Raw genomic sequence first — 19,114 nt, 5'->3', positions numbered from 1 at the left:
TAACAAGTATCAGCGTTTTAAAATTGAAATATTTTATAATTCTATTCTTTAATGAACTTTGAAGCAAATTTTCCGTTGATGGTTATCGTATAAATACCATCTGCTAAACCAGAAACATCTAAATTTTGATTAGAGTTTTGTAATTTGGATAGTACAGTTTTCCCAGAAACGTCTACAATTGAAATATTAATTGTTTCGTCTTCTAAACCTTCAAAATGTAAATTATCTTTTGTTGGGTTAGGGAAAATAGAAAATGTTGCAGATGTACTTTCATTAATGGTTAAAGTTTCAAGAATGTTTTCGTACCAATCTACAGTATTACTAAAATAGCCAATCGTAGCAATATCCTTATCACCATCACCATCAAGATCTGCAATAGTTATTCCATAATGTTGATAGTTGTTATCGTAAATTAGAGCTTCAGGATTAAAGGTACCAACATCTGTACTTTCAAACCAGATAATAGCGTTATCTGCAGAACTTCCATCGGTTAAAATAACATCATTATATGTGTCGTTATCTAAGTCAGCTACAGCAACAACTGCAGGTCTGTCTATAATTGAATCATCTGATATTATAGTCTCTATAGATGGTCCATTTTTTGTTTTACTGTACCACGCTACATCACCACTGAAATTGTCAGATTTAATAATATCTAAGGTGCCATCATCATTAACATCTGCGAAGGCAGCTACAAACAAATACGGATTACCACTATTAACGGTTACTGTATCTTTTATCCAAGAAACAGTCATTGTTCCGCTTTCTACATATTGATTATAGTATATTTCTATGGTTCCAGAAGTAGTACCGTCTACATAGCCTATTAAAGCATCTTGGTCACCATCACCATCAAAATCATCAAAACTAACGTTTCCAGGAAGGCTTGCCGCAACTATGGTTTGTTTAGTACCAAAAGTACCATCACCATTACCAGGCAACCAAGAAGCAATTCCACCATCATATTCTGCAATAGAAATGTCTAAGTTACCATCATTATTAATATCTACAGCAGTGAGTTGTCCTGCACCATCTGCAGTTGTGGATACTGCTACTCCTGCATCAAATCCACCAGCACCATTATTGGCATAAAACATTACAGTATCATTAGAATATGAGCTTACAACAATATCATTTCCATTTACACCATCGTAATCTGCAATAACGATTCCTCCAATACCACTTAATGTACCCACATCTGAAACCGTAGGCATTATTGTAAAGTTTCCATTACCATCGTTTTGATACCATTTAACAACATCTGCCGAAAAATTATAAGTACCAATGGCAAGGTCTATATCTGTATCACCATCTAAATCACCAGAAGCAATAACATAAGGGTCATTACCAGTGTTTGGATCTATATTTTGAATAGAATTCCATAAAGTTTGCGCATCAGCAGAATACGCAATCATTAAAAAAGAGAAAATTGTAAGTAAAGTTTTTTTCATGTCGAATTGGATTTGTTTGTGCTAATGTAAGAATTTATTTTAATCTATTAGTGTTTTGTGTTGATATTCAGTTGTTTAAAAAGTGGCTAAATCTGATTGAAAACTACATAAAAAATCGTCAATCTGAGTATAATTTCTTGTTGTTTTTAAACTCAAATTGACGACTATTATAATATACGTAGTTCTACTTTAAACTACCTACCATGTCTTCTGGTTTTACCCAATTGTCATAGTCTTCTGCAGATACGTAGCCTAAGTTTATAGCTTCTTCTTTTAGCGTTGTACCATTCTTATGAGCTGTATTAGCAATTTCAGCTGCTTTATAGTAACCAATCTTAGTATTTAATGCTGTTACTAACATTAAAGAGTTATTAAGCAATTCTTTAATCACTGCATGGTTTGGTTCAATACCACTAGCGCAATTTTCTTCAAAGCTTACGCTTGCATCACCAATCAATTGAGCAGATTGTAAAATATTAGCGGCCATCATAGGTTTAAAAACATTTAGCTCATAATGACCTTGTGTGCCACCAACAGTAACAGCTACATCGTTGCCCATAACTTGTGCGCAAACCATTGTTAATGCTTCACATTGTGTTGGATTTACTTTTCCTGGCATAATAGAACTTCCTGGTTCGTTGGCAGGAATAATAATCTCACCAATACCAGAGCGAGGACCAGAAGCCATCATTCTAATATCATTTGCTATTTTGTTTAGTGATACTGCTAATTGTTTTAATGCACCATGCGTTTCTACAATAGCATCATGAGCAGCTAAGGCTTCAAATTTATTTTCAGCCGTTACAAAAGGAAGGTTAGTAAACTCAGCAATGTATTTAGCAACTAAAACATCATAACCTTCAGGTGTGTTAAGTCCTGTACCAACTGCAGTGCCACCTAATGCTAATTCGCTTAAATGGGCTAAAGTATTTTCCAATGCTTTTAAGCCATGGTCTAGTTGAGAAACATAACCAGAAAATTCCTGACCCAAGGTTAATGGAGTTGCATCCATAAGGTGTGTACGACCAATTTTTACAACATCTTTAAAAGCAATGGCTTTGTTGTGCAACGTATTTCTTAATTGTATAACACCAGGAATCGTTGTTTCTACCACTTTTTTATATGCAGCAATGTGCATACCAGTAGGGAAGGTGTCATTAGACGATTGCGATTTGTTAACATCATCGTTTGGTTGAATGGTTTTATCACCTTCGCCAATAACTTTACCAGCTATTTGGTGTGCTCTGTTCGCAATTACTTCATTGACGTTCATGTTACTTTGTGTACCAGAACCTGTTTGCCAAATTACTAATGGAAACTGATCGTTGTGCTTACCTTCTAAAATCTCATCACAAACCTGTGCAATAAGGTCGCGTTTACTTTTGTCTAAAACGCCTAAATCGCAGTTAGCATAAGCCGCAGCTTTTTTAAGATATGCAAAACCATAAACCACTTCTAAAGGCATAGAAGCTGGTGCACCAATTTTAAAGTTATTACGAGATCGCTCGGTTTGTGCTCCCCAAAGTTTATCAGCAGGCACTTTAACTTCACCCATGGTGTCTTTTTCTATTCTATATGTCATGATAATGTATGTTTTTTAACGCTTTACAAAATTACAGTTTTTGTAGGTGTATTGCTACTAAAATTATGGTTTTATCTTAGCGTTTATACAAATAAAAAAGCCCAGAATACTCTGGGCTTTTTGTATAAATAAATTTTAAACTTATTTTTTTGTAGAGGTCATTGTAACGCTGGTTTCAATAGCTTGTCCTTCTGCAGTAACAGACATGTTAACTTCCGATTTTATAACATTGCCAGTTGCTCTTTCTATACTACTACTACCTTCTAAAGTACCTTTAGCTGAACCAGAAACGTTTCCTGTTAACTTTAGTTCTACGGTATCATCAGTAATAGAAGCTACTTCATAAGTAGTTTCTATATTCATACCTTCTTGGTTTTTGGTCTCGTTCCATTTGTAGCCAACTGTAACAGCTTCTTCAGGGAAGATCATACCACTCATATTGTCCTTAAAAGAACTAACATCAGCCATACCAGATTTTATATCTGTTTTGGTAACATTACCTAGCTTGTCATTTTCTATAGTTACAACGGTTTCTAGTAATTTTTTCATCTCAACGTGCATGCCTTTACCAAATGGGCTCAATTCAGACTCTTCTGTGTTAGAATCATAATCCATTTTTTGACCCATAGATTCCATATCCATTTTTACATGGCTAAATGTAGCCTCAGAGATTATTGCATTGTCTTTAGTATCTGTAACGTTAAGATCCATAGACATGGTCATATCCATTTTCATAAATTCGCCCATGCTTTGTTTCATTACCGTTTTTACCTCATAGGTATCACCTTTTTCATAGTTTAGACGTAATAAGGCTGTCTCTTGCGAAAAGGCTAAGGTGCTAACGCATAACAATAGGACTACTAGTACTTTTTTCATTTTGTTTTTTATTAATGTTATACTAACAAATATAAGATTTAAAATGAGTTAGCAAATTTTTAATTTATTAAAGCCATTGTTTGAAAAATACGTAGGGTTACGTATTGACTTTTCTTAAGTAGAATATTAAATTCGTTTGACTAGAACATGATTACTCAAAAATTTAAACTTTAAAAATGATCTTATGATTGATTTGACTGAATTAGAAGGGATTAAATTAAAAGTTAAATTTAAAAACTCTGAGGCCTTTATAACAGAAGATAAGTCAATCAGTATTGAAAATACTGATGTGAATATACATTTATCAAAGTTTCAGTCTCAAGCCTTCTGGGTTATTAAAGTACGAAATGTATTTCATGATAAAATGCGACTTTTCTGTGATGTAATTTCATATAATAGAGGAGAGACAGATTTTGAAACTCACCAAATACGCTTATCCACAGAACTAAACCAAATTAATACTGTTTCATTTAAGAGTGTCAATACAATTAGTTTGATGTCAACGTTTTCAAATAAATCAAAACAATCAAATCAAAGAAGTTATCTTCACAAAGAAGAGTCGATAGAAAATAGATTTCTTAGGAAAAGTGACATAATCAAAAAACCAATTAAGTTCAGTATTATAGAGTCTTTTTATTTCCCAATTGCTCAGCTAGAGTTTAATGACGGTTATGTGTCATTTAAAAAGAAGTTTGATGTTTATCCTAAGCCAATTAATTTAACTATAAAAAACGACCAATTAATTAAGGAATATGATGCTATTAAAAATTATTTTGAAAATATACTTAGAGTTAAGAAAGTAAAAGTTTCAGTTCAAATAGATATAGAAGATAATGAAGTAAAATCTAGTTACACTGAGTCCCTTGATATAAATAAGATAAATAAATCGCTAATAGATGAGGTAAAATTTAATTATATTAAATCTACGATTAAAAATAATACAAAACCACAGATGGAGCATGACATCCTCACTGTTGAAGAATATTTTAATACATTCTCTGAAAAGAACTTTAAGATTAAAACATTTTATAGTGATGATAGTTTGTTTCTTAATGATTTATTGAGGATTACAAATACTAAACATTACAAACATCTTAGATATTTATCAGGTGTTCATTCTTATAAATTGATGAAACTTAGACTTATTCATAGACCTTTTTCATTCATGTTTTTAATTGACGGTATTAATTTTTATCATTTTATTTGGGAAACATTAAATACTGAAGAGGCTACATATATTTGGAGGACAAAAAAGAGTAATGAAAATTTAATGACTTTTTTGAAAAAATTAAATGACACAATAAAAACAATTAAGGTTGAAGGTAAAAAGAAGTTTTTAAATAAATCAAGTGATGAATTTAAACGAATTTACCATGATTATAGTGACTTAGATAAAGGGTTTTTTAAGTGGAAAAAAGAAATAGAAAAAAGGCTAGTTTGAAAAATACGTAGGGTTACGTATTGACTAGTTGTTTTTTAAATTCTAACTTGCTTACATGTGCTGAACTTGTTTCAGTATCAATCGATATAAGTCATTAAAACGACATTATATCACTAAAGATAAGCGTAACTCTATTTATTTTTAGCTAAAACAAAAGTTTGGTAAAAATTAATATATTTGGCTAACCCTAATTTTAACCTACTTACACAATGAAAAGAATACTTCCGCTTTTTGCGATTATCTTAATTCTTAATTTATCTTTTTCCCAAACCTCAGAAACCAACGGAACCACATCAGAAGAATATAACTACATGATTAGAGGCTACGAAATGCAGCTATCTTCTGGTCTCGATATGAAAAGTGGTTATAAAGTAGATCATATAAACACTATAACCAGAAGTGATTATTCGTTTAGCTTTAATGCACTTGTTAGAACTGAGGAAAACAAATTAGCAGGTATTTTAATAATTGCTACATCAGAAGTTTCTGGTAGAACCTATTATTTAGGTATGCCAATTAACAATGCGCAATTACAGCAATCTTTTGAAAATGATGTGAAGAATTGGGATGAAAGTATGACTACAGCTTTTGCACAAGCACTAGGCGAATTGTATGCTACGCAAGCAATTTTAGGATACAGGGACGCTAATAAAACGGAATAACGGTCTTAGTTTACAATTTTTCCATCAACCATTGTTAATTTTCTATCAGCCATATTGGCTAAGTCTTGGTTGTGGGTAACGATGACAAATGTTTGCTTAAACTCATCTCTCAACTTAAAAAAGAGTTGGTGCAGTTGTTCTGCAGATTCGCTATCTAAATTACCTGAAGGCTCATCGGCAAAAATAATATTTGGTTGATTAATCAACGCTCTGGCAACAGCAACACGTTGCTGCTCACCACCAGACATGCTATTAGGTTTATGGTGTATTCTATCTTTTAAACCTAAATAATCTAGCAATTCTATAGCACGTTTTTCGGCTTCAGCTTTTGGTGTGTTATTGATAAATGCAGGAATACACACGTTTTCTAAAGCTGTAAACTCTGGTAATAATTGATGAAACTGAAAGATAAAACCAATATGCTTATTTCTAAATTTAGCTAGAGCTTTATCGTTTAATGCTGTGATGGATTGTCCGTTGATTTCTAGTGTGGTATCACTCTTATAATCTGGTTTATCTAGCGTGCCTAAAATCTGTAATAAGGTTGTTTTACCAGCGCCTGATGCACCAACAATAGAAATGATTTCGCTTTCTGCAATGTTTATATCTACGCCTTTTAAAACGTGTAAATCTTTATACGATTTATGGATGTTGGTAGCTTTTATCATACAAGAGCGAAAATACTATTTTTTTAGATTATGAGATGCTTGGATTTTTGTTTAGTTTTAAAATGAATTGAGATGTCACTTCGAGTGGAATTGCGCTAGCAATTATGTATCGAGAAGTCTGATAAAGGATACTTCATTTTTCGACCTATCTGTTAATAAATGAAGTTTGGATTACTATGGTAATTTAAACTAAGAACTTGTTCTCGATACAATTTTGACACGTCAAAACCACTCGAACTGACGGAGAGTTCAATACAATGTAGAACCTCTCGAACTGATGTTAGTTGCGTATGATACAAATATTGGAACTAGTAAAAACTAAGAGTTGATACCAAATCTTCTGTTTCGAGACGAGAAGAAGTTGTTGGCTTGTCCGTTTTGGGTATTATTTCTCTTCTTAAAAATAGATTTTATACCATTGAAATCTAAGAAATACTGTAATCTCACAGAAATGGTGTGTTGTATTGGCTGATCGAAAAGTGTACCTAAGCTTTCAGAATAACTGTCTTCTGACATACTATTAAAATTAAAGAGTTGATTTCTGTACAAAGCTGTTAAGAAGCTACCTGGAGCAAATTGCCATGAGTAGCTGAGGTCGATATTCCAAGTACTAAAATTAATGTTTGGTGACTCACTCACATTATCAACGGTGTAACCTTGTTCTGTTGTAAGACGACCATTATCTAGTAAGGTGAAAAGCTCATCATCATAATTTACGGTATCCCAATAATGTCTAAATGTTAAAGCAATAGAGTTAAAAGGATTAAAGGTATAATTCGCAGAGACGGTATTTGTAATTCGTTTTCTGTTACGCTCACCAAGAATTGGTTGGTCATCTTCAAACGTTGCATAACCACGTGAGCCGTTAGACATATTTAAGCTAAAGCTATATATCATCAAAAGTTTGTCGTTTGGTCTCACTCTTGGACTCAAGAAAATATTGTAACCAAACAGATCTCTGCCATCTTCAAAGATTTTAAAAATACCTCCATCAACATCAAAAGCAAATACTTTATTGTAGTTGGACGAGTAGAAGCCACCTATACTGGCAATATTCTCATAAATGAAAGGCCTGCCATCTCTAGATTCAAAATAATCATATTGTTTGCCTGGTTCTATGTTAAAATTAAAACCATAGGCATTGAGTTTTTTGGTTTGCGCAAAATAGCGTCCACCAAAATTCATTCCTGTAAAAACACCAGGATTTGCTAGGTTTCGGTAATTAACCCAAGCATTGATTCGATAGCTATTTAAATTTCCTTTTGGTTCAAAGATTTGATACCAAATATCGGCACCAAAATTGTTGAAGTTATTTCTAAAGTTAAGCCCTAAGTCGTTGATTTCGTATTTGGTATCTGCAAAGCGATGGTCAAAACTGTAGCGTAGATTACCATGCGTTTTTCCTATGTAGAAAAATGAACTAAAACCAGTTTCGCTATCAGCGTTTTGATAGTTAACATTACTCATTTTAGCTTCTGCATTTATCACATAAGTATTTCTCTTGTTTTGTAAATTGGTAACGATTGCAGTAGCATTTCCATCTCTAAATTCTCCCTCGCGCATTACATTGGTATTGATAAGACTTATTGAAGAATTACCATTAAACTGCTGGTCTACAACCAAAATATTGTAATTTGTAAAAGGCTCAACAACCTCACGACGTTTAGTAATTAGCGTATCTATAACTTGGTTATTTTCATCAAAAATTTCTTCGCTTCTGGTTATAGTAGCATAAGTTTTTTCGGTAATAGCATTAAAAATACCTACACCAAGTCCTTTTTTAGTTCTTCCAGATACTTTTACAGCATTTAAAACTTTTACTTCATCTGGAATATCGGCTTCCTCATTTTCTTCTAAATCTAGTTGACCACTTGGTGCATTACCCACACGCCTAGAGAAGAATAAATCTCCTTTGGAAAATAAATCAACACCTTCAGTGAAAAACTGACGTTGTTCTGAAAACGTTTGCTCAAAAGGTCCAAGGTTTAGAACTATTCTGTCAAAACCAGCTTGGCTAAAGTCTGGAACAAGCGTTGCATCTAGTGTAAAGTTATCTGTAATACCATACTTAACATCCATACCAAAGGTTAAGTCTGTTTCAGTATCACCATCATAACTGTTTAGAATTCCTGTTGAAAAAGGGTAGAGGTTAAGCCTTACAGGTGGTTTAAGATTTTTTAGACCTTTTAATTCACCATGGTACAAACCTATGTTACCTTGTGTTGGGTCAAACTCATTCCATGTATATTGTGAGCGGTCTCTTCTAAAATGTCTGTGAAACTGAAGTCCCCAAGTTGGTTCTTCTTGGTCTGGAAAACGTAATGTTCTGTACGGTATTTCTATTTCAACTATCCAACCGTCATCTACTATTTGCACTGCGCTTTGCCAAACAGCATTCCAGCTAAAGTCCTCACCAATACTAGGATTGGCTATAGCATCTGCTTGCTGGCCAGAGCTGAATACAAAAAATTGGGTGTCATTTTGTGCATCGTTATTTGGGTTTAAAATCACAGCGAAGAAATCATTCTGACCAAAATTATCTCGAGTTGTTAGCTGCTTCATGATTTTAGTTGGATCGTCGTATAAATAAGCAGCCACATAGATAGCATCATCGTCATAACTCATTTTTACCTCAGTTCTTTGTTCTTTTGGTAGCGTATTGCCAATATCTGGTCTAAACTGTATAAAGCCTGTAGCGATTTCTGCATTTTCCCAGATTTTGTCGTCTAAAACACCATCAATTTTTGGTTTTTTTGGTGCTCTGGTAATGTTGAGTGTTTTTTTGTCTTTGGTAAGGACTGTGTTTTCTTGCGAAAGTGCAACGCTAAAAAAACAGAGGGTAAATAGAATGAAAAAAGAACGTATGTTCATAATGATTGATTGATGATTCTTTGGTTCGTTTTTTATAGATGAACGTTTTTGACGATTGTTACACTTTTACTTTATAATGCTAGTCATGCTTTACATAAGCAATTTTTACAAAACTAACTTGTGATAATATGCAAGCCTCTTAATTAAACGTTAAAAAGGTTTAAGGTATGTTAATAGAATTAACACTATAAATGACAAGAGTGAATTTTGGAATGCTTATTGCTTAATATTCATTGAATTAAAACTATAATAATACATGAATAGATATAGAAAACTAGGACTCAGTATACTTTTTGATGCATTAGGTTATGCGTCTATTGTTTTTCCACCTTTTGATTTTATTTGGGCACCATTATCTGCCTATTTAATGACTAAAATGTATAAAGGAATAGAAGGTAAAGTAGCAGCAGTCATCTCATTTGTAGAAGAAGCGTTGCCGTTTATGGACATGGTACCTACATTCTCGTTAATGTGGTTGTATACCTTTGTTTTTAAGAAAGAAAGTGATAGTGTAATACATGCATAAAAAAATGGCTGAATACTATATTCAGCCATTTTTTTCTGTATTACAAACTAAATTTATTATTGCACAGTAACAGCGTAAGTTACTTCAACATCTGTGCTACCACCTGCACCAGAAGATGTTCCATCATTTGGCTTTGTAGGCTCATGTTTTAAGATTACTATAATGCTACCTGTAGATGCTGCACCAGTTGAAACACTAGTTTCAAGACCTAAAGGATTTCCTTCACCATCAACATCAGTTTTAGTAATTGTTAAGCCAGCAGTATTGGTGTAAAAGAACTCATGCTCATCTGCTTCTGCTTCAATTTCTTCGTTAATATCTTCAGCAGGATTTTCCGTTGCGTTCCATAATTGCATTGCACCAGTATACATAGCATTTGCTGTTAATGGACCAGAAATATTATAAGTACCATCAGCACCACCTTCTCCATCTAAATCAGTAAAAGTTAATGTAACAACATCACCAGCATCTGCATTATTGGTTAATGTATAAATTACAGTAGTGATTAACTCTTCATCGTTTTCACCACCTCCATCATCATCGCTAGAACAGCTTGTAAAAGCTAAACTAGAGATAAAAAATAAGGCTAATAGTTTTATTGTGTTTGCTTTCATAGTTTTAAATTTAAAGTTTGACATATTTTTATTAATAATTGAGTTTTAGAATTATATTGAAATTTCTTCCCAGATCATCAGCAAAGTAACGCAGTCTGTTTAAATAGTTTCTGTATGAAACGTTAAATAGATTATCAACATTAAATGAAAGGTTTAGAGTTGATGTATTAGATACTTTAAAGTTTGCAGAACTATTAAAACTGAACAGTGTATATGCTGCAGGTGTTGAACTTATATCTACAAAAACATCGTCTTGTAGTACAGGATCGAAAGTAAAAAAATTATAATCTGGAAATCTTTTTTGTTGTAATACAGTATGTTGTTTTAAACCAAGTGTTAATTGGTTAAGTTTTTCATTTTTATATGTTATAGTATTTGAAAAATTTGTTGATGGCATATGAATAAGCGGAATATCATCAGAAGTGTTATCTCCTTGCAATAGGCTTAAACTACCATTATAACTAAAATTGTCAGAGATTTTTTTGTTTAAATCTAAGTCAACCCCAAATATTCTGGCATTTACTTGATTGTATTCCCAAACAGGAAAAGCACCTCTAACAGTGGTTGTTGCTCCAATAGGGATTAATTGGATAAAATTATTTATGATTTTGTAGTATGGACTTAAGATAAAACCAAAATTTTCATTGTTACGTTCTAAAGAAACAATGAACTTATTGGCAACTTCTTTTTCCATAGTTAATCTGCCTATTTCTATTCTGGCAGCACTATGGTGCAGACCATCACTAAAGAGTTCAGAAGGATTAGGCATTCTGGAGGCTAAACCATAATTTGCTAATAGTTGAATGTCATTTTCAAATTGCTTTGTTAAGCCTAAGCTAGCAGATAGATTATGGAATGTAAATTCTGGATTGGTCTTGTATCTAGAATTTTCGATTTCACCAGAATTAAACTGTGGAAATAACTCATCATAATTATAAGTATCGTCCCAATCCGAAATTCTGTAATCCTTTTGCGCATCAATGTGAGAGAAATCATATCTAATTCCGGCACTTAACTCAGTACTGTCATTTAAATCATAATTGCCTGTTGTGTATATTCCTATTTCAAACTTATCAAAATCAGGAATTAATGGACTTACACCTGTACCAGAAACAGCATCATTTTGTTGATAACGTAATAGAAATCCAGTATTTAAAACTAAATTATCTATGGCGTCAATTCTCAAATTAGGCTGAAATGAAGTAGTAAAGAGTCTAAGATCTATAACAGGAATGTTTGCTCTATCTCCTCGTCTTAAATCAAATTCTTTTCGTCTGTTAATCTGAAAATCGTACTGCAATGTTAACTTGCCAAGTCCTTGAAAACGTTTGTAGGCTTCTACCTTCCCTAAATGATGTAAAATCTCTTGTTTTGGATTTTCAATATCGTAAGAGAAGTCGTTAATTACTTGTGGAGTCCCTTCGTTAATTGCTCTTACCAAATCATTTACATTACCAATATGAGAAGCACTTAAAATACCAATGTTGTTTTTTACAAAACTGTAGTAGGCATCAAATCCTTTTTCAAAGGACTTGTAGCCAATTCTAGCAGAACCGTTAATACTCTTAATACCAGTATTTGATAAATTGTAGTCAGGCGTTTCAAAATCTCCAAACATTTTGTAACTGGCTTGAGCTCTGGCATAGAAACCGCTTTCGTAAGTTTTTACAAGTTCAGAATTTAAATTGCCTCCCCAACCATTTGTATTAAACGATAAAGACGTACTCCCAAATAAACTGTCTTTTGCAGCGTAATTTTCAGGACGAATTAAAATTAATCCACCTATTGCATCACTCCCATACATTAATGTATTTGCGCCTTTGATGACATCAATTCTTCCACTAGAATTAATATCTATGTTAGGTGCATGTTCATCTCCCCATTCTTGATCAAATAGACGTACATTATTGTTTACGATTAATAGTCTACTGCTATGTAAGCCATGAATCATTGGTTTTACAATGGTATTACCAGTATTTAAAGACGATACACCACTAATAGTATTCAATGCGTCACCTAATGATTTATCAGTAAATACTACAATCTCTTGTTTTGATATTGATTGCTGAATACTTGTATTTTCAAGTTTAGAGCTTCCGGCAACGGTAACTTCTGTAAGTGCTTCAATATGATGCTCTAGAGCAATACTTTTAAAAATATCACCTTCAATATTATATGTAATCGTTTTGGTTTCACAACCAACGTGAGATATAACAAGTGTTAATTCTCCTTTGCAAAGATTTTCAATTTTAAATTTTCCATCTACATCTGAAGTGGTGTACTTATTTAAATTTTGCATAAATATAGTAGCACCAACAATAGGAGTATTGTTGTGAAAGTCTTTAATCTCTCCTAAGAATGTATAATTACACTCTTGAGAGTGACTAAATTGAAATGTAATTAAAAGTATAAATAAAGCCAGAAGCCTCATAACCATAAAATATAGTAAGTTGACGTTACCATATATTTAATAATAATGGTAACTTAAAAGTATTTCTTTACTGAAGTTTTAGGCTAGGGTAGGTGGACCTCTTAAAAATGAAGCGTTTTGCTGATGCGTTCTTAAGAACAAATAAAAGCAGGTATTTACCTTGCTTAAGTTATTTTGAATGATAGTTTCAAAAGCGTATAAACCAGAATAGTAGTTTGTATTAAGTTTAAACTTATAAAATTCACAATCTACATCTAATTCGTGGAAATGTGTCTTGTCATTACTATCGTTTTTACAAACTTCGTGTTTGTGGTGCGTAAAAACATGAGATAATTTTACAGCAGATGGTAATAATACTGCAAATATTAATACCAATGCAAGTACTTTAAATGTAGGTTTTATGATAGTTTTTCTACTCAATCTACAAAGCGTTTTAAGCCAAATCTCCTCAACATTTTTTTCTCAAATTCCCAAAAGAATTGGAACTGACCAAATAACCAACCAAAGGTAACTAAAAGAATTTGATAAAAAATGAGTCCAATGATAATAAATAATATCCAGTAGAGGACAGGGTTTAAGTTTTCTTTAGTAATTCCTAAAAGTTTAATAATTGGTCGCCCTACATACAATGACGATGAACCTGTAACTGCAAAAACGATAAATACCCTTATCATTTCCCATCTATATTGAAGTTTCCAACGTTTTTCTAAAAACTTAAATAGTTTTAAAGTTAAAACCAATAGACTAACAAAAAGGGCAACTGATGCAATGATGATGTAGCCAAAACTATCAAAGTAAGCTAGTGCTAATTTATATGATGAATAGCCAAGACTTAAAAGACCAATTAATGGAAATATTAACTGCCAGTTATGCTGAATTTCCCAGTTTTCTTTAAATTTTTTCATAGCACCTTTAAAGTGGTGCAAAGTTACGCTAAATTCTAGGAATCATAGAGGTTAATTGTTGTTTATATTTTAACTGAAAATATAAAAAGTAGTTGTAGAGTTTATAGTTAACTTCATAACCATAATCTGTACGTGTATCGTAATCTATTCTTACCTGATACAAATTTGGGTCATAGCTGTGAGGTTGAAGATTCCTTTGGTTCCAAGCTTGTACAAGAAAAGCATTTCTGTTTTCTAACCACCTTTGGGAGTGAAAACCTCGTGGTCTTGCAGTACTTGCCAACCAAGCATTAAAACCAGGCTCTATGATAATAATTTCATAATCAGTTTCATCACTGCTTATTGAAACAGTGTCGTTTTCTACTAAAGCACTATCGTTGCCATTATTAATTGTTGGATTACTATTGTAGGATTTACAACTAGCAATTAATGCAATAAGAACAACGAATGGAATAATCTTTTTCATAACATTAAAGGTATTAATAATTTTAGTCATTTGATAATTATAGATGTTAAAGACAAAGTACAGTGTAAATAATGTCATTGAAAACAAGAAATGAGCCAACCGATATAATCAGTGAGTAAAAGTGTACATATTGAAAATAAAAAAAGCAACTCCTTGGAGTTGCTTTATTATATATAATAATGGTAGGATTTTATTTTCCGAATAAGCCTCCTAAAAGACCACCAAGTCCACCTTTTTTCTTAGCACCACCAAGTACCATTCCTGCAACGTCATCTATAACGCTACCATCTCCATCAGCATCTAAAATCTTTTCTAAGAAACTTTGCTCTTGTCTTGTATCGTTACCACCAAGTAAACCACCTAATAGACCTGTAAGGTCGCTCTGAGAACTTACATTGTTTTGACGAGATTGCTTACCTAAAACACCCATTAAGATTGGTGCTGCAACTTTTAGAATGTTTCCAACAGAACCAGCATCTAAACCAGACTTTTGTCCGATTACTTGCTCAACACCTTGTTGTCTGCTACCTAATATATGACCTAAAATTTTAGACCCATCAGTTTTTACTTCTTCATCAACTCCACCGCCAAAAAGACCGCCTAAGTTATCTAAGATACTTCCATCGTGTTTACCACTTAACGCACCCATAAGACCTTGTGCGCCTTCTGGTGTAGAAGCGTTACGCTCCATTGCTTTCATAAGAACAGGTAATGCCATTGTTAAAACACTACTTGTTTTCCCTTGATCAGTTCCTGTAGAACCAGAAACACCACTTATGATGGTTTTTCCTAAATCACTATTTAATAAGTCTAAAATTCCTTCCATTGTTTTATAAAATTAAGGTTAATAAAATTTAGTTTAATAAGGTACAAAAAAAGTCCCATACAATTATAGGACTCATTTTCTTTAACTAGGTCACAATTATTTTGTTAGCCTAATATTTTTATGATTTGATCTGCAAGTTCTACACCAATTCTATCTTGTGCTTCACTAGTAGCTGCACCAGTATGAGGAGTTAACGATAAAGCAGGATTCATAAGTAATTGTACTTCTGGTTGTGGCTCTTTTTCAAACACATCTAAAGCAGCTCTTGCCACTTTTCCGCTTTCAATAGCTTTTACCAAAGCAATCTCATTTACAACTCCACCACGTGCGGCATTTGCTATAATAACTCCATCTTTCATTTGGTTAAAGTCGGCTTCATCAATAACATAATCTTTTTGAGCAGGTACGTGAAGCGTAATAAAATCTGCTTGTTTTAAAACGTCTTCTTTAGACACGGTTTTAATGTTGAAACTTGCTTTTTGACCATCAAAAAAGTCTAATTCTAAAGTTGTTTCTTCAATAAAAGGATCAAAGGCTACGATCTTCATACCAGCACCAATACCAATCTTAGCAGTAGCTTGTCCTATTCTACCAAAACCAATAACACCTAGAGTTTTTCCTTTTAACTCAACTCCTTTAGCGTAGGCTTTTTTAAGCGCTTTAAAGTTAGAATCTCCTTCTAAAGGCATATCGCGATTAGAGTTATGAAGAAATCTTGCCAAGCCATAAAAATGGCCAAATACCAATTCTGCTACAGAGTGCGATGATGCAGCTGGTGTATTGATAACATGAAGTCCTTTTTCTCTAGCATAATCAACATCTATGTTGTCCATACCAACACCACCACGACCAATAATCTTAAGGCTAGGGCAGTTGTCGATAATATCCTTTCTAACTTTGGTAGCACTTCTTACCAGTAGTACTGTAATATCATTGTCGTTAATGTAATTTTGTAATTGTTCTTGTGCAACAGTTGTTGTTAACACTTCGTAACCAGCTGCTTCCAGAGCGTCAATACCACTTTGAGAAACACCATCGTTTGCTAGTACTTTCATGTAATAGGAATTCGTTTGTTTTTATTTTTTAAGCTTTTCTTTCTAGTTCACTCATAACTTCAACTAGTGCTTTTACACTGTCTAACGTTAAAGCATTGTACATAGATGCTCTGTAGCCACCAACACTTCTATGACCATTTAGACCATTAATACCAGCTTCTTTCCACATAGCATCAAACGTTTCTTTTAGATTTTCGTTTTCTAATGTGAAGGTCGCATTCATTGTGGAACGATCTTCTTTTACTGCGTAGCCTTTAAATAGTGGATTTAAGTCTATTTCTGAGTAGATCAAACGTGCTTTCTTTTCGTTTTCTTCTTCAATGGCTTTGATGCCTCCTAAATCTTTTAACCATTGTAACGTTAGCATAGATGTATAAACTGCAAATACAGGAGGAGTGTTAAACATACTTCCTTTACTGATATGCACTTTATAGTCCATCATTGAAGGAATTTTACGAGATACCTTACCTAAAATATCTTCTTTTACAACCACTAAGGTTGTACCAGCAGGACCCATATTTTTCTGTGCGCCAGCATAGATTAAATCAAACTTTGAAAAATCCAACTCACGAGAAAAGATATCACTACTCATATCACAAACCATAGGAATTGGTGAGTTTGGAAAATGCTTCATCTGTGTTCCAAAAATGGTGTTGTTAGACGTACAGTGAAAATAGTCGTAATCCTCAGGAATATCGTAACCCTTTGGTATGTAGTTAAAGTTTGCACTCTTAGAAGAAGCAACTTCATAAATGTCATCATAAATTTTAGCCTCCTTAATAGCTTTGTCACTCCAAGTACCAGTATTTAAATAACCAGCTCTTTTTTCAAGAAGATTTAAGGCAACCATTAAAAACTGTGTGCTTGCACCACCTTGTAAGAACAACGCTTTGTAACCTTTACCTTCTAAACCTAAAAGTTCTAAAGCCAAAGCTCTAGCGTTTTCCATAACATCAACAAAAGGCTTACTACGATGCGAAATTTCTATAAGCGATAAACCATCGTCAAAGTTTAAAAGTGCTTCAGAAGCTTTTTGAATTACAGATTTTGGTAGTACACATGGACCTGCGCTAAAATTATGTTTTTTCATGAAAAATATAGTTTCATTTCTGATGCTTCAGAAATTTGTTGTTTTTTGTTTAGTCAGTTACAAAGGTGCTAATTAATTGCCTATAAAACATTACTAAATTGATAATTTTTGTATCAAATTTTTAACAGGAATTCAACAGTATCAACAGCATCTGCATAATCCCAAAGTTCTGGTTTTTGTGTATGCCCAAATGCAATTTCATTATCAGCAAAACCATTAGCAACTATGCATTGAATCTTATCGTTATCTTCTTGTAATTTATTATTTAATTGTTCCTCACTTTCATAATATTCGTAAAAAACGGTGGCAATAGGCGATGCATAGCTGGTGTCTTCCTTTATCATTAAAAAGCCATTCTCTAGCATATCAAATTCGCTCATTAAGTATACAGCCTTATTATAGTCATAGTTGTTAGCATACTTAGCTTCATGTATTACAGGATGCCATTTGTATACTGCATTAAAGAAGGCATCAAAATTATAGTCTTTAGGTACAAATAGTTTCGATACGTTTCTACAACCCAAACCGTAATATCTAAAGATATCATCAGATAAGGCTTCTAAATCCTCTTTAGACTCATTGCCCTTGAGAATCGCAACCGAATTTCTGTTTTTTCTAATGATAGACGGCTTGTTTTTAAAGTAATATTCAAAATAACGTGCTGTATTGTCGCTACCAGTAGCAATAACAGCATCAAAGTTTTCTAGCTTATCTTGTGTAAACGTCATTTTACCTTTAAATCCAGGTTCTACAACTTCGAGATACTTGGCTAAATAGGGTAGAAGGTGCTTATCGTTAGAGGATTGTTTTACTAGTACATTATGACCAGAAATAAGCACAGATAAAAAATCATGAAAACCAACCAATGGAATATTGCCTGCCATGATAATACCAACCGTTTTAGGTACAACAGCATTAAAATTATAGTCTGCCAACCACTTGTTAATGTTATCAGTGGTTAAGGCATTAGCCCAAGACTCTAAACTAAAGAAAACATTCGCCTCAGTAAACCAACCGTTATGCTCTTTAGCCAATTTTATTTGGTGCTTAAAACCATCAAAAAATAGATCATTGGCTTCTACAGTATCATCTTTTTGAATACCCTTAGTGGTAAACTGGCTTAAAAACTGACCTAATTTTGAGAAAGCGTTAATTCTTTGTTGTAAATCCATGCAGAGTTTGGTAAAACGCCATTTTGGCTTTATTTTTGCAACTGCAAAATTACGCAATAAAAACCTAAAATTTACTATGGCAATTATAATCACAGACGAATGTATAAATTGTGGTGCTTGTGAACCAGAATGTCCAAATACAGCTATTTACGAAGGTGCTGATGATTGGCGTTACAAGGATGGTACAAGTTTAGAAGGTAATATAGTATTACCAAATGGTAAGCAAGTAGATGCAGACGAAGCTCAAGAGCCTATAAGTGATGAGTTATATTACATTGTACCAGATAAGTGTACAGAGTGTATGGGCTTTCATGAAGAGCCACAGTGTGCCGCAGTTTGCCCAGTAGATTGTTGTGTGCCAGACGACGACCATGTAGAAACGGAAGAAGAACTATTAGGTAAACAGCGTTTTATGCATCCTGAAGACTAGAGGAATGATTAATTATTAATTTATAATGACTAATAATCCTGAGCGTAA

18 protein-coding genes are annotated in these 19,114 nt (G+C 33.2%); 4 read left to right on the top strand and 14 right to left on the bottom strand.

The genetic code is table 11. The features are described 5' to 3' along the window. Positions 1-41: 41 nt before the first annotated feature. The 3 genes from ACXAFS_RS07490 to ACXAFS_RS07480 all read right to left on the bottom strand — a co-directional run bounded on the left by ACXAFS_RS07490 (position 42) and on the right by ACXAFS_RS07480 (position 3,909). Positions 42-1,451, bottom strand: a complete 1,410-nt coding sequence (locus ACXAFS_RS07490; RefSeq protein ID WP_475306187.1) for a T9SS type A sorting domain-containing protein — start codon at positions 1,449-1,451, stop codon at positions 42-44. Positions 1,452-1,635: 184 nt separating this feature from the next. Continuing rightward, the gene (fumC, locus tag ACXAFS_RS07485; protein ID WP_475306186.1) at positions 1,636-3,033 is read right to left on the bottom strand and encodes a class II fumarate hydratase; all 1,398 of its coding nucleotides are present in this window, start codon (positions 3,031-3,033) and stop codon (positions 1,636-1,638) included. Between the two features lie 141 nt (positions 3,034-3,174). Continuing rightward, the gene (locus ACXAFS_RS07480) at positions 3,175-3,909 is read right to left on the bottom strand and encodes a DUF6263 family protein (RefSeq protein ID WP_475306185.1); all 735 of its coding nucleotides are present in this window, start codon (positions 3,907-3,909) and stop codon (positions 3,175-3,177) included. A gap of 184 nt (positions 3,910-4,093) precedes the next feature. Here ACXAFS_RS07480 and ACXAFS_RS07475 point away from each other — a divergent pair, with 184 nt between their 5' ends. Together ACXAFS_RS07475 and ACXAFS_RS07470 are read left to right on the top strand one after the other, a co-directional pair. Further along, on the top strand, positions 4,094-5,350 hold the full coding sequence (locus ACXAFS_RS07475; RefSeq protein ID WP_475306184.1) for a hypothetical protein: 1,257 nt from the start codon (positions 4,094-4,096) through the stop codon (positions 5,348-5,350). Positions 5,351-5,559: 209 nt separating this feature from the next. Next, positions 5,560-6,012: a hypothetical protein gene (locus ACXAFS_RS07470; protein ID WP_475306183.1), complete on the top strand. Its 453-nt coding sequence runs from the start codon at positions 5,560-5,562 to the stop codon at positions 6,010-6,012. Between the two features lie 5 nt (positions 6,013-6,017). Here ACXAFS_RS07470 and ACXAFS_RS07465 read toward each other — a convergent pair whose 3' ends face one another. Then, positions 6,018-6,680 carry an ABC transporter ATP-binding protein gene (locus ACXAFS_RS07465; protein ID WP_475306182.1) on the bottom strand — a complete coding sequence of 221 codons (663 nt, stop codon included), beginning with the start codon at positions 6,678-6,680 and terminating at the stop codon, positions 6,018-6,020. Between the two features lie 318 nt (positions 6,681-6,998). Continuing rightward, entirely contained in the window at positions 6,999-9,551 is a 2,553-nt protein-coding gene (locus tag ACXAFS_RS07460; protein WP_475306181.1) for a DUF5916 domain-containing protein, read from the bottom strand. A gap of 256 nt (positions 9,552-9,807) precedes the next feature. Between ACXAFS_RS07460 and ACXAFS_RS07455 the strand changes: the two genes are divergently transcribed. Continuing rightward, on the top strand, positions 9,808-10,077 hold the full coding sequence (locus ACXAFS_RS07455) for a hypothetical protein (protein WP_475306180.1): 270 nt from the start codon (positions 9,808-9,810) through the stop codon (positions 10,075-10,077). Between the two features lie 56 nt (positions 10,078-10,133). Here the strand turns inward: ACXAFS_RS07455 and ACXAFS_RS07450 are convergent, their stop codons facing one another. The 9 genes from ACXAFS_RS07450 to ACXAFS_RS07410 form a co-directional block, all read right to left on the bottom strand. Continuing rightward, positions 10,134-10,691, bottom strand: coding sequence for a type 1 periplasmic binding fold superfamily protein (locus ACXAFS_RS07450; RefSeq protein WP_475306179.1), 558 nt, complete (start codon positions 10,689-10,691; stop codon positions 10,134-10,136). A gap of 31 nt (positions 10,692-10,722) precedes the next feature. Beyond that, positions 10,723-13,122, bottom strand: a complete 2,400-nt coding sequence (locus ACXAFS_RS07445) for a TonB-dependent receptor (RefSeq protein WP_475306178.1) — start codon at positions 13,120-13,122, stop codon at positions 10,723-10,725. Between the two features lie 78 nt (positions 13,123-13,200). Then, entirely contained in the window at positions 13,201-13,542 is a 342-nt protein-coding gene (locus tag ACXAFS_RS07440) for a hypothetical protein (RefSeq protein WP_475306177.1), read from the bottom strand. Further along, on the bottom strand, positions 13,539-14,027 hold the full coding sequence (locus ACXAFS_RS07435) for a DUF6787 family protein (RefSeq protein ID WP_475306176.1): 489 nt from the start codon (positions 14,025-14,027) through the stop codon (positions 13,539-13,541). The genes ACXAFS_RS07440 and ACXAFS_RS07435 overlap by 4 nt, the downstream gene beginning before the upstream one ends. Positions 14,028-14,055: 28 nt before the next feature. Continuing rightward, positions 14,056-14,493: a DUF6146 family protein gene (locus ACXAFS_RS07430; protein WP_475306175.1), complete on the bottom strand. Its 438-nt coding sequence runs from the start codon at positions 14,491-14,493 to the stop codon at positions 14,056-14,058. Positions 14,494-14,683: 190 nt separating this feature from the next. Beyond that, positions 14,684-15,319 carry a DUF937 domain-containing protein gene (locus ACXAFS_RS07425; protein WP_475306174.1) on the bottom strand — a complete coding sequence of 212 codons (636 nt, stop codon included), beginning with the start codon at positions 15,317-15,319 and terminating at the stop codon, positions 14,684-14,686. 104 nt (positions 15,320-15,423) lie between these two features. Next, entirely contained in the window at positions 15,424-16,374 is a 951-nt protein-coding gene (locus ACXAFS_RS07420; protein ID WP_475306173.1) for a D-2-hydroxyacid dehydrogenase, read from the bottom strand. 28 nt (positions 16,375-16,402) lie between these two features. After that, positions 16,403-17,464 carry a 3-phosphoserine/phosphohydroxythreonine transaminase gene (gene serC, locus ACXAFS_RS07415; RefSeq protein WP_475306172.1) on the bottom strand — a complete coding sequence of 354 codons (1,062 nt, stop codon included), beginning with the start codon at positions 17,462-17,464 and terminating at the stop codon, positions 16,403-16,405. A gap of 113 nt (positions 17,465-17,577) precedes the next feature. After that, a complete protein-coding gene (locus ACXAFS_RS07410) occupies positions 17,578-18,636 on the bottom strand; it encodes an acyl-CoA reductase (protein WP_475306171.1) in 1,059 nt (352 codons plus the stop codon). A 76-nt stretch (positions 18,637-18,712) separates the two neighbouring features. Here ACXAFS_RS07410 and ACXAFS_RS07405 point away from each other — a divergent pair, with 76 nt between their 5' ends. Continuing rightward, positions 18,713-19,066 (top strand): 4Fe-4S dicluster domain-containing protein, encoded by a 354-nt coding sequence (locus ACXAFS_RS07405; protein ID WP_475306170.1) that lies wholly within the window; start codon positions 18,713-18,715, stop codon positions 19,064-19,066. The last annotated feature ends 48 nt before the right edge of the window (positions 19,067-19,114 follow it).

The sequence above is a fragment of the Winogradskyella sp. ABM4_392 genome (assembly GCF_056160445.1).
The sequence above is the reverse complement of the archived record's forward strand: the minus strand, read 5'-3'. Positions and strand labels throughout refer to the sequence as shown.

Coding starts and splice junctions, on each gene's coding strand:
- ACXAFS_RS07490 (WP_475306187.1), bottom strand. CDS start 1,451: ATGAAAAAAACTTTACTTACAATTTTCTCTTTTTTAATGATTGCGTAT.
- fumC (WP_475306186.1), bottom strand. CDS start 3,033: ATGACATATAGAATAGAAAAAGACACCATGGGTGAAGTTAAAGTGCCT.
- ACXAFS_RS07480 (WP_475306185.1), bottom strand. CDS start 3,909: ATGAAAAAAGTACTAGTAGTCCTATTGTTATGCGTTAGCACCTTAGCC.
- ACXAFS_RS07475 (WP_475306184.1), top strand. CDS start 4,094: ATGATTGATTTGACTGAATTAGAAGGGATTAAATTAAAAGTTAAATTT.
- ACXAFS_RS07470 (WP_475306183.1), top strand. CDS start 5,560: ATGAAAAGAATACTTCCGCTTTTTGCGATTATCTTAATTCTTAATTTA.
- ACXAFS_RS07465 (WP_475306182.1), bottom strand. CDS start 6,680: ATGATAAAAGCTACCAACATCCATAAATCGTATAAAGATTTACACGTT.
- ACXAFS_RS07460 (WP_475306181.1), bottom strand. CDS start 9,551: ATGAACATACGTTCTTTTTTCATTCTATTTACCCTCTGTTTTTTTAGC.
- ACXAFS_RS07455 (WP_475306180.1), top strand. CDS start 9,808: ATGAATAGATATAGAAAACTAGGACTCAGTATACTTTTTGATGCATTA.
- ACXAFS_RS07450 (WP_475306179.1), bottom strand. CDS start 10,691: ATGAAAGCAAACACAATAAAACTATTAGCCTTATTTTTTATCTCTAGT.
- ACXAFS_RS07445 (WP_475306178.1), bottom strand. CDS start 13,122: ATGAGGCTTCTGGCTTTATTTATACTTTTAATTACATTTCAATTTAGT.
- ACXAFS_RS07435 (WP_475306176.1), bottom strand. CDS start 14,027: ATGAAAAAATTTAAAGAAAACTGGGAAATTCAGCATAACTGGCAGTTA.
- ACXAFS_RS07430 (WP_475306175.1), bottom strand. CDS start 14,493: ATGAAAAAGATTATTCCATTCGTTGTTCTTATTGCATTAATTGCTAGT.
- ACXAFS_RS07425 (WP_475306174.1), bottom strand. CDS start 15,319: ATGGAAGGAATTTTAGACTTATTAAATAGTGATTTAGGAAAAACCATC.
- ACXAFS_RS07420 (WP_475306173.1), bottom strand. CDS start 16,374: ATGAAAGTACTAGCAAACGATGGTGTTTCTCAAAGTGGTATTGACGCT.
- serC (WP_475306172.1), bottom strand. CDS start 17,464: ATGAAAAAACATAATTTTAGCGCAGGTCCATGTGTACTACCAAAATCT.
- ACXAFS_RS07410 (WP_475306171.1), bottom strand. CDS start 18,636: ATGGATTTACAACAAAGAATTAACGCTTTCTCAAAATTAGGTCAGTTT.
- ACXAFS_RS07405 (WP_475306170.1), top strand. CDS start 18,713: ATGGCAATTATAATCACAGACGAATGTATAAATTGTGGTGCTTGTGAA.